Source organism: Peribacillus sp. NPDC055009 (assembly GCF_053608705.1).
In genome coordinates this window covers 70,640-87,808 of sequence record NZ_JBSGVZ010000015.1, presented here as the reverse complement: position 1 = coordinate 87,808, position 17,169 = coordinate 70,640, and the positions used below count along the sequence as shown (strand labels likewise).

14 protein-coding genes are annotated in these 17,169 nt (G+C 41.9%); 8 read left to right on the top strand and 6 right to left on the bottom strand.

The features are described 5' to 3' along the window. Positions 1-4: 4 nt before the first annotated feature. The 5 genes from ACWF5P_RS19945 (at position 5) to rlmN (ending at position 4,619) form a co-directional block, all read left to right on the top strand. Complete coding sequence (locus tag ACWF5P_RS19945) at positions 5-799, top strand: MBL fold metallo-hydrolase (RefSeq protein WP_076368488.1); 795 nt, start codon at positions 5-7, stop codon at positions 797-799. A 272-nt stretch (positions 800-1,071) separates the two neighbouring features. After that, on the top strand, positions 1,072-2,292 hold the full coding sequence (locus tag ACWF5P_RS19940; protein ID WP_434168225.1) for a trypsin-like peptidase domain-containing protein: 1,221 nt from the start codon (positions 1,072-1,074) through the stop codon (positions 2,290-2,292). Positions 2,293-2,468: 176 nt separating this feature from the next. After that, positions 2,469-2,630 carry a CxxH/CxxC protein gene (locus ACWF5P_RS19935; protein ID WP_101223962.1) on the top strand — a complete coding sequence of 54 codons (162 nt, stop codon included), beginning with the start codon at positions 2,469-2,471 and terminating at the stop codon, positions 2,628-2,630. Positions 2,631-2,992: 362 nt separating this feature from the next. Continuing rightward, positions 2,993-3,472, top strand: a complete 480-nt coding sequence (gene rlmH / locus ACWF5P_RS19930; RefSeq protein ID WP_101223961.1) for a 23S rRNA (pseudouridine(1915)-N(3))-methyltransferase RlmH — start codon at positions 2,993-2,995, stop codon at positions 3,470-3,472. Positions 3,473-3,551: 79 nt separating this feature from the next. Beyond that, complete coding sequence (rlmN, locus tag ACWF5P_RS19925; RefSeq protein ID WP_101223960.1) at positions 3,552-4,619, top strand: 23S rRNA (adenine(2503)-C(2))-methyltransferase RlmN; 1,068 nt, start codon at positions 3,552-3,554, stop codon at positions 4,617-4,619. Positions 4,620-4,680: 61 nt separating this feature from the next. On the opposite strand, the gene ACWF5P_RS19920 is transcribed toward rlmN, so the two are convergent. Further along, positions 4,681-5,013 (bottom strand): heme oxygenase, encoded by a 333-nt coding sequence (locus tag ACWF5P_RS19920; RefSeq protein WP_230176032.1) that lies wholly within the window; start codon positions 5,011-5,013, stop codon positions 4,681-4,683. Between the two features lie 293 nt (positions 5,014-5,306). Between ACWF5P_RS19920 and ACWF5P_RS19915 the strand changes: the two genes are divergently transcribed. Next, on the top strand, positions 5,307-6,755 hold the full coding sequence (locus tag ACWF5P_RS19915) for a DEAD/DEAH box helicase (RefSeq protein WP_452445202.1): 1,449 nt from the start codon (positions 5,307-5,309) through the stop codon (positions 6,753-6,755). A gap of 337 nt (positions 6,756-7,092) precedes the next feature. Next, a complete protein-coding gene (locus ACWF5P_RS19910; RefSeq protein ID WP_452445201.1) occupies positions 7,093-9,162 on the top strand; it encodes a catalase in 2,070 nt (689 codons plus the stop codon). A 59-nt stretch (positions 9,163-9,221) separates the two neighbouring features. On the opposite strand, the gene pepT is transcribed toward ACWF5P_RS19910, so the two are convergent. The 5 genes from pepT to ACWF5P_RS19885 all read right to left on the bottom strand — a co-directional run bounded on the left by pepT (position 9,222) and on the right by ACWF5P_RS19885 (position 15,558). After that, positions 9,222-10,457, bottom strand: coding sequence for a peptidase T (gene pepT / locus ACWF5P_RS19905; protein WP_434169747.1), 1,236 nt, complete (start codon positions 10,455-10,457; stop codon positions 9,222-9,224). Between the two features lie 141 nt (positions 10,458-10,598). Continuing rightward, entirely contained in the window at positions 10,599-12,062 is a 1,464-nt protein-coding gene (locus tag ACWF5P_RS19900; protein ID WP_101223956.1) for an alpha-amylase, read from the bottom strand. Positions 12,063-12,355: 293 nt separating this feature from the next. Then, positions 12,356-14,077 carry a CotH kinase family protein gene (locus tag ACWF5P_RS19895; RefSeq protein WP_434168222.1) on the bottom strand — a complete coding sequence of 574 codons (1,722 nt, stop codon included), beginning with the start codon at positions 14,075-14,077 and terminating at the stop codon, positions 12,356-12,358. A 69-nt stretch (positions 14,078-14,146) separates the two neighbouring features. Beyond that, complete coding sequence (locus ACWF5P_RS19890) at positions 14,147-14,842, bottom strand: DUF4956 domain-containing protein (protein WP_133350739.1); 696 nt, start codon at positions 14,840-14,842, stop codon at positions 14,147-14,149. A 32-nt stretch (positions 14,843-14,874) separates the two neighbouring features. Next, entirely contained in the window at positions 14,875-15,558 is a 684-nt protein-coding gene (locus ACWF5P_RS19885) for a polyphosphate polymerase domain-containing protein (protein WP_434168221.1), read from the bottom strand. A 256-nt stretch (positions 15,559-15,814) separates the two neighbouring features. Between ACWF5P_RS19885 and ACWF5P_RS19880 the strand changes: the two genes are divergently transcribed. After that, a complete protein-coding gene (locus ACWF5P_RS19880) occupies positions 15,815-17,167 on the top strand; it encodes an aspartate aminotransferase family protein (protein WP_101223952.1) in 1,353 nt (450 codons plus the stop codon). Positions 17,168-17,169 lie beyond the last annotated feature (2 nt).

Below are 17,169 nucleotides of genomic sequence, written 5' to 3'. Positions count from 1 at the left end.
ATAGATGACAATGCATTTTAGTGTTCTCGCAAGCGGGAGTACAGGAAATGCCTTTTTCGTGGAAACGGAGGATCAATCATTCCTTGTCGATGCCGGCTTAAGCGGTAAAGCCCTGGAAGCGTTGTTTCAGGATATAGGCCGTGATATGTCAAAGCTATCCGGTATCCTTGTTACCCATGAACACAGCGACCATATTAAAGGTCTTGGCGTGGTTGCCAGAAAACATAAACTCCCGATATATGCGAATGCAAAAACATGGAATGCCATGGATCGATCAATCGGTGAAATTGCAACCGAACAAAAATTCACATTTGAAATGGAACAGGTCAAAACATTCGGCAGCCTTGATATAGAATCTTTTGGCGTTTCACATGATGCGGCAGAGCCGATGTTTTACGTCTTTCATCATGAAGATAAAAAACTTGTGGTCATTACCGATACAGGGTACGTAAGTGATCGGATGAAAGGAATCATTTCTAATGCCGATGCATATGTATTTGAAAGTAACCATGATGTGTCCATGCTGAGGATGGGAAAATATCCATGGAGCATCAAGCGCCGAATTTTAAGTGATGTCGGACATGTTTGTAATGAAGACGCCGCCCTAGCCATGAGTGAAGTGGCTGGTGATAAGACCAAGCGGATTTACTTGGCCCACTTAAGCCTAGATAACAATATGAAGGATCTAGCAAGAATGTCGGTGGAACAAACGTTAAAGACAAAGGGGATCATTGTCGGGGAACAGTTTTCCTTATATGATACTGACCCGAAAAGACCAACGGAACTTGTTACATTATAAAATATAAGGAATGGATGAGGGATACCTTGTTCATTCCTTTTTATTTTTAATAATTTCGAATCGTAAGTTACGAATCGGATTAAAAGGGGTATCGTTTGGTTAGAACTGTATAGGTAAAAGGTGAATGGCTGTATATTACTCAATTTTAAGTTTCCCTTAAATAAAAGCATGCATTTTTTTAGAAAAATTTCGGTAATTGAGTATAATTGAGGGAGGATACCAAACAATAGAATTGCTATAATTCATTCCTAAAATGAGAGGATGGGGCGGTCTTGGGTTATTATGATCAGAATGATGAGAACCAAAATAAACGGAAAAAGAGCCATACGAGCTATTTTCTAGCAGGCTTGGGGGGCGCCATTATCGGGGCCTTACTTATTTTATTAGCCTTTCCGGGAAGTGGACTGTTAAATAACGATGATAACGAAATTACAACGGAAAAATCAACGGGAAGTGAGTCCACGGAGCAGGCTCAGCAAAACCTTACTGTTGATGTAACAAGTGCCGTCACCAATGCCGTTGATAAAGCCAGCGACGCAGTGGTCGGCATCACTAACATTCAGGAAACGAACTTCTGGGGTCAAGGGAACAACGCCGAGGACAGTTCGGCAGAAGCCGGCACAGGTTCGGGAGTCGTCTACAAAAAAGATGGCGGCAAGGCCTATATCGTCACGAATAATCACGTCATTGAAGGCGCTAATGAACTGGAAGTGACATTAAGTGATGGCACTAAATTGCCAGCTGAATTACAAGGCAGTGACCCATGGACAGATTTAGCCGTCATTGTCGTGAATGGTGATAAAATCAAAACCATTGCAGAATTCGGAAAATCCGGCAAATTGAAACCTGGTGAGCCCGTAATTGCCATTGGTAACCCATTAGGCCTTCAATTCTCTGGATCGATCACACAAGGGATCATCTCCGGTTTGGAGCGCACGATAGAGGTGGATATCAATGAGGACGGCCAAGTGGATTGGAATGCGGAGGTCATTCAGACTGATGCAGCGATTAATCCTGGTAACAGCGGGGGGGCACTCGTTAATATGTCAGGGCAGGTCATCGGAATAAATTCGATGAAGATTGCAGAAAATGCAGTGGAAGGAATCGGTCTTTCCATCCCAATCGATTCAGTTATCCCGATTATTAATGATATAGAGGAATTTGGTGAAGTGAAACGTGCTTTCTTGGGTGTGAACTTGGCATCTGTAGAAGAAATTTCCCAATACCATCAACAAAATACATTAAAGCTGCCAAGGAAAGTTACATTTGGCGTTGCGATAACAGGCGTTCAAAGCAACTCACCAGCATCCAAAGCAGGATTGAAGGAATTTGACGTCGTAGTTGGAATGGATAATGAAAAAATCCATGATGTCGTGGAATTAAGAAAATACCTTTACAATGAAAAACAAATCGGTGATAAAGTTAAAATCACTTATTACCGTGACGGAAAGAAAGAGACTACGGAAGTCACGCTTTCAAGCAGCGAAATTTAAAGCATAAAAGGACAGGGGGCAGAAAATGCCTGCTGTCCTTTCTATTTCCTTGCGCTTTTCTTATTTTTTGTTACGATTACCTGTGGATATATCCTGAAATTAAGAATCTCAAGTAACTTGTGGATAATTGGGAATGGAAGTACTGGGAATAATGAAGAGGAAAGGAGACATGAAAGATGAAATTATATTGCTGTCAGGAACACGTGGACATGGCGCTGGATGAAGTGGTATACGAATGTGAAACCTATCCTGTTTTAACGCTGGTTTCCGAAGAAAACCAGTTATCAACAACCTGTGAATATTGTCGAAACGTGGCAATATATCTAGTAGGGAACTAATATTCCCATACAAGATGTGGATAGATTTTGTGGATATGTGGATAACTTTTGTGGATAACATGTTTGTAACCTGTTCTTAACATTTTCCGAAGAATAAACTGGAGGGTTGAATTGTTTAAATCAAGCTTTTGGTTGTACGAATAATCTACCATAAATCCAAACTAAGTCCAGCCCAATTTCTTCAATATACATTAAAAAATAATGAAAGTTACCGTTGCCGCTTTCAGGGGCAGCGGTTTTTATTTTTTAAAAAATTGGAAAGGATATGCTTGTTTTGCTTATAGGTCACTGTAAGGTATGATAATAGGTAGGCAAATCCAACAATTGATAGTAAAAACATTAATGAAAGCTAGAGGATATATATGAAAATAACGATTATTACTGTTGGCAAGCTAAAGGAAAAATACTTAAAGCAAGGAATTGCTGAATATACAAAAAGGTTAAGCGCCTATGCTAATATAGAACTTGTCGAAGTACCGGATGAAAAAGCTCCGGAGAACCTGAGTGCAGCGGACATGGACATTGTAAAGCAAAAAGAGGGTGAACGAATCCTGGCGAAAGTCAGCCCGGACACCTACGTAATAACGCTTGAGATCAGTGGAAAACAGCTTACTTCAGAGCAGCTGGCCACTCATATGGATCAGCTTGCCACCTATGGAAAGAGCAAAATTGCTTTTATCATTGGCGGGTCGCTTGGGCTTGGCACCGAGGTGTTATCAAGAAGTGATTATGCCCTTTCCTTCTCGAAAATGACCTTTCCTCATCAATTAATGAAACTGGTTCTAGTGGAGCAGATATATCGGGCTTTTCGGATAAATAGAAATGAACCGTATCATAAATAAGAACTGATTCCGGGGGAATTCCCCGTAAGGTTAAAGAGTTAACATTTTAAATTTTAATGTAATGAAAAGAGGGTAACGAATGAATAAAGAGTCCATTTATGGTTTAACATTCGAACAATTGACAGCATGGCTTTTGGACCATGGCCATAAAAAATTCAGAGCTTCCCAAGTCTGGGAGTGGCTTTATAGAACACGTGTGACGAATTTCTCTGAGATGACAGATGTTAATAAAGACTGCATAAAATTACTTGAAGAGCATTTTGTCATCCAGACTTTGACTGAGCACGTTAAGCAAGAATCAGCAGATGGTACGATCAAGTTTCTGTTTAAATTACAGGATGGAAACCTTATCGAAACGGTTATGATGAGACATAAATACGGAATTTCAGTTTGTGTCACCACCCAAGTGGGCTGCAATATTGGCTGCAGTTTCTGTGCCAGTGGATTATTGGCTAAAAGCCGTGATTTATCCAGCGGGGAAATAGTGGAACAAATCATGAACGTTCAACTGCATCTGGATAAATTGGAACAAGGGGATGTTGTAAGCCATGTAGTTGTAATGGGTATTGGCGAACCGTTCGATAACTTTGAAAATATGATAGACTTTTTGAAGGTGCTCATGGACCATAAGGGTCTTGCCATCGCGGCTAGGCGCATTACTGTTTCGACGAGCGGTCTTGCCAATAAGATTTATGAATTCACCGATACCCAATTACAGGTGAATCTGGCCATCTCATTGCATGCGCCGAACAATGAACTCAGGACACGAATCATGAAAATAAATCGAGGTATTCCGATAGAAAAGTTGATGAAATCTCTTGATTATTATTTAGAGAAAACGAATAGGAGAATTACGATTGAATATATCCTATTGAAAGATGTCAATGACCACCAAGAAGAAGCCGAGCAACTCGCCAATCTACTTGAGGACAAAAAACATCGCCTCTATGTCAATCTGATCCCATATAATCCTGTAGATGAGCATAGTCAATACCAAAGAAGTGAAAAAGAGTCCGTTCTCTCGTTTTATGATACGCTGAAAAAGAGAGGCGTAAATTGTAAAATTCGCCAAGAACATGGAACGGATATTGATGCGGCTTGCGGTCAGCTTAGAAGCAAACAAATCAAGAAGGCTGAAGCTAAGTAAATCCATTAAGATAAAACAAAAAGAGGTCGCATATTTTGCGGCCTCTTTTGGCGTGATTTCATTATTTGGCTATTTCCTTTACCGAGGCGACTTCATACGTTGTAAGCTCGCTGCCTAGAATTGGAGATTCTTTTTTTGCATCACCGGAACCAGGTTCAGGCCGTTTATGTGCAGCTTTGAATGCATCGCTATTTCTCCAAGCAGTAAAGTTATCAAGGTTTTCCCAATACATATTAACGCTCAGTTCATCGTAATCCGACAAATTCTGCGTTAATAATACTTCAACTTTTACGAAGCCTTCCATAGTATCAAGTGGACCTGGTGCAGTAAATCCTGGGGCCATGACTGCGCCCATCCCTTTTTTGACTCTGATTCTATTCGTTACGATTATCATAAATCAGCTCTCCTCTTGGACTTCGGTTAGAATCTACACCCTATTTTCCGCAATTTCATACATATTTTAGCATATTGAAAGAAGCAGGGTCCATTTTGATTAACTCGGATCATGAGATCCTGATGACCCTTGTTTTAATGAAGACGGACGCTACATTATATTGAAATAAGGTAATTGGATTTGGATATTACAAGGTTTATCGATGCATATCGCGTATAATAGAACTCTGTATAAGGAAATTACGATTATGGAAACAATAAGGCAACATACTAAACAACAAAAGAGGCTGTTATATGAATGAATTGAGTTTTACTGATTATACATTAAGCGATGAAATTGTAAGGGCATTAGAAAGCTTGGGATATCAACATCCAACCGAGGTGCAGCGTGAAGTGATTCCAGTGGCGCTGAAAAGGCGTGATCTTGTCGTTAAATCACAAACGGGAAGCGGCAAGACCGCTTCATTCGGCATACCGATCTGCGAAATGGTCGATTGGGAGGAGAATAAGCCTCAGGCACTTATTTTAACACCGACACGTGAGCTTGCCGTGCAGGTTAAAGAGGATATCACGAATATTGGCAGATTTAAGAGGATAAAGGCTACTGCGGTTTATGGAAAACATCCATTCGCACTCCAAAAAGCGGAATTGAAACAAAAAAGCCATGTAGTCGTTGGAACCCCGGGACGTGTTCTGGATCATATCGAAAAAGGGACATTCGCCTTGGAACGCTTAACTCATTTAGTTATTGATGAAGCGGATGAAATGCTGAATATGGGCTTCATTGAACAAGTGGAAGCCATTATTAAAGAGCTTCCGAAAGATAGAGTAACCATGCTGTTCTCTGCTACGTTACCTGAGAGTATAAAAAAGCTATGCAAGCAATATATGAAAGATCCTTTGGATATTGAAATCAAAGCAAAGGGATTAACGACGGAGAAAATTGAACATGCTCTTATTGAAGTGAAGGAAGATGATAAGTTTTCCCTGCTTAGGGACGTCACCATCACGGAAAACCCCGATAGCTGCATCATTTTCTGCCGGACAAAAGACAGGGTGGACCAAGTATGTGAACAACTGCTGGAGCTGGAATATCCGTGTGATATGATTCACGGCGGCATGCTTCAGGAAGATCGCCTTGCAGTGATGAATGAATTCAGAAGAGGTGAATTCCGCTATTTGGTTGCGACAGATGTTGCTGCACGTGGAATTGACATCGACAATATAACCCATGTGATTAACTATGACCTGCCATTGGAAAAGGAAAGTTACGTACATCGGACTGGAAGAACGGGCCGTGCCGGCAAAAAAGGAAAGGCCATTACTTTTGTGACGCCGTACGAAGATAAATTCCTTGCTGAAATCCAAGGATATATCGGTTTTGAAATCCCTAAGATGGCTGTTCCTTCAAAAGAGGAAGTCTCCAATAAAAAAATGGAATTCGAAGCGAAATTGGAAGCTCGTCCAAAGATCAAAAAAGATAAAAGCGAACAATTGAATAAACAAATCATGAAGCTGTATTTTAATGGCGGCAAGAAAAAGAAACTCAGGGCTGTGGATTTTGTCGGAACCATCGCTAAGATTGATGGAGTGAATGCAGAGGACATCGGGATCATTACGATTCAGGACAATGTTTCTTATGTGGAAATATTGAATGAAAAGGGACCGCTTGTCTTGAAAGTGATGAAAAATACGAAAGTAAAAGGCAAACTTTTGAAGGTTTCAGAGGCCTTTAAGAACTAAAGGGTGTTGAATGTAAGAAGCGGGAAGACCAAAGTCGGTCTTCCCGCTTCTTTTTATTCAAAACTGGGGACAGGAAGAATTCGACCTATCTAAGACATAATTCGACCTACCCCGGGAAGAATTCGACCTACCTCCAGAATAATCCGACCCACGCCAAAATGATCCGTCCAGGAATAATAACCTTTGTTTAATGAGGTAGTTAAGATTCTTTTTCTGAATTCTGTTTATCCATCAAAACAGAGTGGTATATGAGGAAGGATAATGCAGTTATTATGAATCAATAAATACATACAACACGATTTAATCTGAATTCATAGACATGGAGGGATTGAGTGGGATGACGAAAGCAAATGAAAGCGGAAGAATCGATGAGCAAAGTAAGCAGCGGCAGTTGGATCAATATCGAGTGGACGATAATGGGGAAAAGATGACGACTAACCAAGGTTTGCGTGTTTCTGAGGATGAGCATTCTTTGAAAGCGGGAACCCGTGGTCCAACTTTGATGGAGGATTTTCATTTTCGTGAAAAAATGACTAATTTTGACCATGAGCGTATTCCTGAGCGGATTGTCCATGCGCGGGGATCTGGTGCACATGGATATTTCCAGGTATATGAACCGATGACCGAATATACAAAAGCCAAGTTTCTTCAAGACCCTTCAGTCAAGACACCAGTATTCGTTCGTTACTCCACTGTGGCAGGTTCCCGAGGTTCGGCAGACTCGGTCCGTGATGTAAGGGGATTCTCTACAAAGTTTTATACGGAGGAAGGAAACTATGATTTGGTCGGAAATAATATTCCGGTATTTTTTATCCAGGATGCCATTAAGTTCCCGGATTTAATTCATGCGGTTAAACCGGAGCCTCATAATGAAATACCTCAGGCCGCGTCTGCCCATGATACTTTTTGGGATTTCGTAGCCAACAATGAAGAAACGGCACATATGGTCATGTGGCATCTATCTGATAGGGCCATACCGAGAAGTTTCCGGATGATGGAAGGGTTTGGTGTCCACACATTCCGTTTTGTAAATGAGCAGGGCGTGGCCCATTTCGTAAAATTCCATTGGAAGCCTGTACTGGGAGTTAAATCCCTTGTCTGGGATGAGGCACAGAAAATTGCAGGGAAGAATCCTGATTTTCACCGCCAAGATTTGTGGGAAGCGATAGATACCGGAAATTATCCTGAATTTGAATTTGGCGTCCAAATGATTAAGGAAGAAGATGAATTCAAATTTGACTTTGATATCCTTGATCCTACTAAACTATGGCCGGAAGAACAAATCCCGGTTAAAATAATCGGAAAAATGGTTTTGAACCAAAATACGGATAACTTTTTTGCAGAGACGGAACAGATAGCTTTCCATCCGGGGCATGTTGTACCTGGTATTGACTTTTCAAATGATCCGCTGCTTCAGGGACGTTTATTCTCATACACCGATACCCAGCTATCCCGATTGGGAGGACCGAACTTCCATGAGCTTCCGATTAATAGGTCGGTTGCCCCCGTTCATAATAATCAGCGCGATGGCATGCACAGAATGTCAATAAATCCAGGGCCGGTCAGCTACCACAAAAATTCCCTTGCAGGCAACTCTCCTGAACCTGCTTCGGAAGAGGAAGGCGGCTATGCACATTACCAGGAAAAAGTCGATGGCAGAAAGGTCCGGCAGCGCAGTGAAAGCTTCAAGGATCATTACAGCCAGGCTAAACTATTTTGGAATAGCATGACGGAAGTGGAGAAGGAGCATATTATACAGGCTTTCCACTTTGAAGTGGGAAAAGTGAAAAATAAGGACGTTCAGCAGCAAATTGTCGAGATGTTCAGCAATGTAGATGTCGAACTGGCCAAAACGATCGCTATTGGAGTGGGCGTGAAGCCTCCATCCAACAAAAGTGAGGTCAAAATGGACTTGGCTTCTCCAGCTTTAAGCCAGGAGCAAATGAAAGTGAACACGGCCGCAACAAGAAAAGTGGCAATCCTGGCCGCAGATGGTTTCAACGGGCCGGAGGTTGATCAAGTCTTGGAATCATTTAAATCTGCAGGTATAACGGCTGAAATCATCAGCATTAATCGTGGATTGATTACAAGTTCTGAAGGACAGCAGGTCGAGGTGAATCAGACATTCCTGACAGCCGATTCGGTACTTTTCGATGCTGTATATGTGGCAGGAGGCCAGGAGAGTGTCGATGCCTTAAAGGCGTCCAAGGAACCCATTTACTTTGTTGATGAAGCCTACAATCATTTCAAAGCGATTGGAGCGGGAAAAGAAGGAGCCGAGATCTTATCGAAGGCAGGCATCGTTTCCAATGATCCAACCGGAGGCATTGTAGCTATTACGGATAAAAATAGTGGTTATGCCTTTATCGAGGCAATTGCCAAGCACCGTCACTGGACACGCGCTTAATATTGAATCAAAACCCCCAGACTTGGAGTCTGGGGGTTTTTCAATAAACAGGTATCATGCTACTTTGCCTTTTCTTCAAAAAGCGATGCAATGCCAACGATAACCTTAGTGGCCAGTATCATATTATCGACGGAAATAAATTCATATTTGCCATGAAAGTTCTCCCCGCCCGTAAAGATGTTGGGTGTTGGCAGTCCCATATAAGATAATTGAGAACCGTCCGTACCACCGCGTATTGGTGAGATTTTCGGTTTTATATCGAGTTTCTCCATTGCTTCATGGGCAATATCCACGATTTCCTTAACGGGCTCAATTTTTTCCTTCATGTTGAAGTATTGGTCGTGTAATTCAAGCTGGATCCGGTTTTGCCCATATTTTTCTTTTAAATCCTCGCTTACTTTTGTTATATATTCCTTGCGGTCATTAAATTTTTGGCGGTCGAAATCCCTGATGATGTAAGAAAGCTTGGTCTCTTCCACATCACCGTGAAATGAAAGCAGATGATAAAATCCTTCGTAACCCTCCGTATATTCCGGTGCTTCCGCCACTGGGAGCCTATTATGGAATTCCATTGCGATTTTGGCTGAATTGACCATTTTTCCTTTAGCCGTACCAGGGTGAATATTCGTCCCTTTGATCAGGATTTTGGCCGATGCTGCATTGAAGCTTTCATATTCAAGTTCTCCAAGTGGGCCGCCGTCCACGGTGTAGGCAAATTGGGCACCAAAAGCATCTACATCAAACTTATGGGGTCCCCTTCCGATTTCCTCATCGGGAGTAAAAGCAACACGGATTTTTCCATGCTTGATTTCCGGATGCTGAATCAAGTAATCCATGGCAGTCATGATTTCGGCAATTCCAGCCTTATTATCTGCTCCCAACAGGGTTGTCCCATCCGTCGTAATCAAGGTATGCCCTTTATAGTTCTTAAGCGAAGGAAAATCATCAGGTGAAAGAATGACATCCAATTTTTCATGTAAAGTAAGATCTTTGCCATCATAGTTGTCAACGATTTGCGGTTTTACATCTTTTCCAGTGAAATCCGTTGCTGTATCGACATGGGCCAAGAAACCGATTGTCGGGACATCCTTATTTGAATTGGCTGGCAAGGTTGCCATGACATAGCCGTTCCCATCAATTGTCACATCCTTCATCCCAATGGATTGAAGTTCCTTGACCAGTGCATTTGCCAAGGTCAGCTGTCCGGGTGTAGAAGGGCATGAGGGATTTTCCTCATTCGATTGGGTATCCACTTTCACATAAGAAGTGAATCTTTCAATGATTTCATTTTTCACTTTTCCTTCAACTCCTTTTTCCCTTATCTTACCATGATTGACCGTAATGGAAAAATTATCTTTTTCCAAATCTTCTTGGGTGGTGTAATCAGCAAAGAACAGCATATCTGCAAAAGACATGCCGTTCCTTGCTATCTCTTTTTAGAGTGGATTATTCAAGGCCCATACGGATACGCTTTTTCCATGAACGGGGAATGTCGCGAACCCATCTTCTTCAATGGTGATGTGGTCATCTCTATGATAGGTTAAATCACTCCAGATTTCACCAGCCCGATGTTCACCGACGAACATCCTTTTTTCACTGTTGTGATCTCCATTAGAGATAATGACCGCACACCCCGAGCCTTCTAGCTCTTCAACTCCGTGCCGGACCCAGCCTATCGTATTTGGATCATCAAAGTAATCGGTTTGTTCTCCGTAAGCTTTTTCATACCTAGCGAATAATAGGCGATCCAGGATATCCTTTTTCCCAGGCACCGGAGAAGGTCCGCCGATTCCATAATAGTCTCCGTAAAAGACACACGGATAACCGCAAAGTCTAAGCAAGGTAAGTGCATATGCCGATGGCTTGAACCAGTCCTTTACCCAAGACTCCAGTGATTCATGAGGCTGGGAGTCATGGTTATCGACAAAAGTGACAGCCTCTGCTGGATTGGTTTGGACGAGGGTATCATCAAAGATGGTTGAGAGGTCGAAGTCTGTTCCTGCGTTTGAGGCCTCATGAAATTTATAATGCAGGGAAACATCGAACAAGTTGAGGTCATGATTGGTTTGCTCTAAGTAAGTTTGACAGGCTTTAACGTCCGCCTTCCAAAATTCGCCGACCATGAAAAAATGTTCCTTTGTATAAGGAATGAGTTCTTGGAGAAATTCGTTGATGAATTCATAATCGATATGTTTAACGGCGTCCAAACGAAAACCATCACACTTTAACGTATCAACCATCCATTTTCCCCAGCTAATCATTTCCTTACGAACTTCCGGCAGGCTGTAATCGATGTTGGCAAACATTAAATAATCGTAGTTTCCGAATTCATCGATGACATGCTTATTCCAGTGCTTATTTTCGCCTGTGATGCGAAATACACCCATTTTGTCGTTTTCGGCATCATAGTCTGTACCATTGAAATGAGTATGGTTCCACTTAAAGTCAGAGTATTTATTTTTACGTCCCGGAAAATCGAATTTGGTCCAGCCTTCCATTTCGAATGGTTCTGAAATATCTTCCATACGGTTGTCTGGATTGACTTCAATCACCTCAAATTTTTCGGTTCCGTCAGCTCCTGCCTTATGGTTCATGACTAAATCGATATAAACGCAAAGTCCGTAGTTATGACAGGTGGCTATTGCTTGCAGCAATTCATCTTTGGTTCCGTATTTGGTACGAACGGTTCCTTTTTGGTCAAATTCCCCCAAATCATAACCGTCATATATTCCATATCCATTATCCCCAACGGATTGCCCTTTGGTGACTGGCGGAAGCCAAACGCAGTCAATTCCTATATCCTTCAACTTTGAGGCTGAATATTTCAATCTTTCCCAATGAGAACCATCTGCCTCAAGATGCCACTCAAAAAATTGCATCATCGTATGATTTCTTTTCATCCGTTCCCCCCCTGACACCGACCTGTTTTTAACAAAAGTGAAACTAATGCGATCGGATAAAGTAATAATGGAAATCTTTACCCACTAAAATCAAATGATAAACAAGTGAACAATCCTCAGGATAGAGGTTCATTTACCTCTCTATTTTACTATTTTATACCAAATAAGGGTATTTTATATTGATTAGTAGCTAAAAATAATTCAAATGTGGAGGAATAACCCGGAGAATGCCTATACGCCATTCAAAAAAGGTATCCCGAATTTTAGGGATACCTCAGTTTTTCGTAAGTCTATTATCCTTTTTTACCTCTTCGTTTAAAGAAGTGGGCGAAAGCCATTGCACCTAATAGTAAGATTAGAAGCACGGAAGATAGAATGATCGTATCTTTTGATGAGGCGCTGTTACCTGCCCCCTTTTGGGCCATGTTCCCGGTTAAACCAGGAGGTGCACCATTCCCGCCCCGGTCCATGTCCGGTGGCTGCATCGCAGCCCCATTCTCGCCGCCCATGTTTGGCGGTTGCTGGCCTGCATTTGCGTCATCGCCGATATTAGGAGCTCCGCCGCCCATACTGCTTTCTGTCTCGGCTTTCACGACCAGATCTCCTGAAAGCTGTGCCAATATTGATTCAGCACGTTTGACAGCGAAGTCAACCAGGGTTTCCTCGCCTGACGTTGCTTCTGTATACTCGTCCATTGTATAAAACTTGGTCGGGTCCTTTTTCACATATGATGTGATCAATTTAGTAATTTCAGTGGTCATTGCTGTCATATTTTCTTCAGAGAAAAAATCTGTGGCAATGTCATTTAGATAATCATAATATTTTTCACGGTACTTGTCGTTGGAAAGCAGGGCATTCAATAAAGGGCGTTCTTCAAGGGTTGTACCTGAAACAGGCTCGGTAATGCTGAAGTTGATATTACTTTCATTCATGAAATTTGAGCTCATATCCATCATTCCGCCACCGTTCATATTCGGTGCCCCTCCAAGGGATTCCTTGTCATCCTGCTTAGCGGCATCGGCGTTACCCTCAGCAGCCGTTCCATTTTTTTGGTCAGCGGTTTCTTGATCAGAGTCGCCCGCCAGTCGCCCGCCGCCTCCGGAATAACCGCCAAATGACATATTATAGTCCCAGGGCAATATCGAAAAGACCCCGTTCTCTTCATACAGGTAGTAATTGTGCTTTTTATCTCCTTGATAGTGATCGAGGTTGACAAGGGCAGTATTGGCTGCGAAATAGCGCAGCATCTCATCGACATCCAGGACTTCCTCCAGATTCCCGCCATTATTGATGGCATCGAGCATTTTGATCATGGAGGATTGGTCCGAATTATCGTTTGTTTTCAAGTTTAATCCTGTGTAGTCATCAATGTCTTCGCTGATCCACTTTAAATCGCTTCCCGTACCATCCGGATAATAGAGATCGCCTGTGCCATCAGTGAAGTTGGTATTTAGAAAGGTTTCTTCTATAGCTTCCACCCCTAGATAAAGGCCCCATTCCTTTCCGTTGATGGTCACGTACATATAGGAATGTCCTGGAGTCGCTATGTCCATCTTATCCATTAATTCATAGGAAAGGTATTCTCTCATATAGGTTGGATCACTGTAATTATTGTTTAGGGCCAACTTCTTCAGGCCGTGTAAATCTTGATCTTCCTGATAATAATCAAAGTCTATCTTCCAGCTGTAACGATCGGAATCTCCCATTTGAACAACGGAATTCAAGGAAAGGTTTCCCTTGGTGCGAAATCCCACGTTTTTAACCGTCTCCCCATCTATCGTTACATCGGCATTAACGATTTCCTTTTCAGTGGGGTTATCCAGGATGGAATCCAAATCCTCATCAGCCAATGTTATATCCACGGTTGTCACCTTACTTTGATCAAATACAGATTCTGTATAAGTATTTCCTTTAGTGGCTTTTTCAACTTGAAGATTGGGAAGGAAGAACATCACTGCTATAAAAATCATTATCAATAATCCAATGGTCGCTACAACATATCTTGTTTTTAACATGCCTTGGCTCCTTCCTCCTGTAGTCTTATATAGAGGGGTGGGCATGGATATTTATGTCCGCCATCTATCTTAAGCTGTGAAGTTGCCATCATAACTTAACATGATGGCAGAGTGAACGCTGTTCATGTCCTTGACTTGATTAATGAATTCGGCATTATTATCTTTTAATCGAATTTCATATGTCACTTCGAGGTTATTATCCGCCATGACGGATTTCGATTTGACGGAATGCTTTTTCACCTTGTTGGATATCATTTCTTCCAACGTTTTTTCAATTGAAGCATCTGAATATTTAACGATTAATAAAAATGGATTTTCAACAGTGATCCGATTGGCAAATATGAGCATGACGATACCTATTAAGATGGCACCGATAATAACCAGCGGAATTAGTCCTGCCCCGCATAAAATCCCGGAGGCCGCTGCCCAGAATAGGAAGACCAAATCCATGGGATCTTTGATAGGCGTTCTGAATCGTACGATTGAGAGTGCACCGACCATACCAAGGGAGATAACGATATTCGTTGAGATGCCCATGATGATCAAAGCCGTGGCCATTGTCATGATGATGAGGGATATATTGAAATTGTGTGAGTACATCACACCTGAAAAGGTCTTCTTATAAATGACGTAAATGAACAACCCGATGGCAAATGCCAACAGTAATCCAATTAGGGAGTCAATGATTGAAAAGCTCTCGGTCTTGTCCAAAAAGCTTGATTTGAAAATATCATTAAAGGTGGTGCTAGTTGTCGTCGTATCCATTTACTATTCCTCCAAATATTATGTTTGCTCAATCAGCCGTATCTTCTGCTTAGTTGGTATTTTGAAAAAGCCGTTTTTCTAGTATCGATGATGGATAACAATTGTTTGATGATATCCGGAAGAAATTCGTCAAACTTTATTTCCAGGATGACACAATTCGGGTCTAAAGCATCAACCACGATTAATTCGGGATTCAGGAAGTCCGTATCCCGATAGCTCGTTTTCACATTACTGTCAAAGGTGACCCGCACATTTCCGTACTCATAGATGAATACCTCCCTTTCATAGTCAACGACGGTTGTCGGCTTGATTTGGAAAAGGGTCATTTGAACGTATAAGTCCCTGAGTATATCCCTTGAATCTTCGGACATCCAATCTATATCCCCAGAACGGATCCGTTCGTATTCCTCGGCAGAAAGCCTGCACTTCTGTTTATAGGTAAGGTTATTCCGCTTACTCTTTTTTTCTAGATTGATGAAATCGGTATTGTGATCATAAAGTCTAGCCCTGAACTTATCCCTGTGATAGAATCCTTCTGTTTTTTGCCGCAGGATTTTATTGTCAAAGTTATCGAAATAGACACTTCGAATTAAATATTTCCCATCCAGCCCATGCGGATCAAGCCTCATGAAGTTTTGCAGATTTTTTCTTAATAAATGACAATCCGCCTTGGTGATTGCATGTTTGAGCTCCCGCCTTCCCTTTAAACCATTCATTGTTGTTCCTCCCTTTCCTTGATTTTTGACTGCATTCAGCTTATAAACAGAATCTTAATAAAACCTTAACAACATTTTTATATTCAATAGATTAATAGAGAATAGGCCCCAGTTTTAACCTTTTCTTAATTTTATTGGAATTTACTAGAAGAAAAATGAGTGAATTTACTCATTGAGAATAATTATCATTATCATTAGAATAAGGTCCATGATAATGATAATTATTCTCAATTAATTCAATACATGGAGGTTCACTATGGTAACGAATATGCTTACAAAAAATGATCAACTACTGGAACAACAAAATACAAGGGAATCAAATGCCCGATCTTACCCTAGAAGATTACCCATGGCGATCGATCAAGCGGAGGGAATTTACCTAACGGACATGGATGGAAAACGATATATTGATTTTCTTGCCGGGGCTGGAACATTAGCGCTCGGACACAATCATCCGGCTGTGCTTGAAGCAATGGAAAAAGTTCTTAAGGATAAGCGTCCTTTACATACATTGGACTTTACGACGCCGATCAAAGAGCAGTTCGTCGATGAAATTTTTGAATGCCTGCCTGAGGAATTCAGGAAAAATGCAAAAATTCAATTCTGTGGTCCTACTGGCGGAGATGCCATTGAGGCAGCACTTAAACTGGTTAAAACAGCGACAGGCAATAGAAGCATATTATCCTTCCAAGGAGCTTACCACGGGGCAACGCATGCAACGATGTCAATCAGCGGCAATACAAAGCCAAAGGAAAAAATACAAGGGTTGATGCCGGATGTACAATTCCTGCCATATCCCTATCAATATCGCTGTCCCTTTGGAATAGGCGGAGAAGAAAGCCATAAAATCAGCAGCCAGTATATCGAAAATCTATTGAACGATCCCGAATCAGGATTATTGGCGCCTGCCGGAATGATTTTGGAGGCAGTACAAGGCGAGGGAGGTTCCATTCCAGCTCCAATTCCATGGCTTAAGGAAATCAGGAGAATAACGAAAGAGAAGGGCATTCCGCTAATCATCGACGAAGTTCAATCAGGTATCGGCCGTACAGGGAAAATGTTTGCGTTTGAACATGCAGGTATCGTTCCGGATGTTCTTGTACTATCCAAAGCAATAGGCGGAAGTCTTCCATTATCGGTGGTTATTTATAACAAAGAGCTGGATTTATGGTCTCCAGGTGCCCATATCGGTACATTCCGCGGAAATCAAATGGCGATGGCAGCGGGAACAGCAACTTTAAAATACATGAAAGAGACGAATCTTGTGGAGCATGCCGCTAAAATGGGAGAAATCTTAAAGGATATTCTTAAAGATTTGCAAAAAGATATTCCGCAGATCGGGGATGTCAGGGGCCGGGGATTAATGATCGGTGTGGAAATGATCAATCATGAAGAACCGCAAAATGCGAATGGGAGCCATCCTGCTGATTCGCAACTTGCCAGTGCCATTCAACAGGAATGTTTTCAAAGAGGGTTGATTCTCGAAGTTGGCGGCAGACATGGAAGTGTAGTGAGGTTCTTGCCTCCATTGATCGTTACGGAATCCCAGCTTCGCGAGGCCACTGCAATTTTTGAACAAGCTGTTCGTGCAGCTGTTGCAAGAGGGTGAAT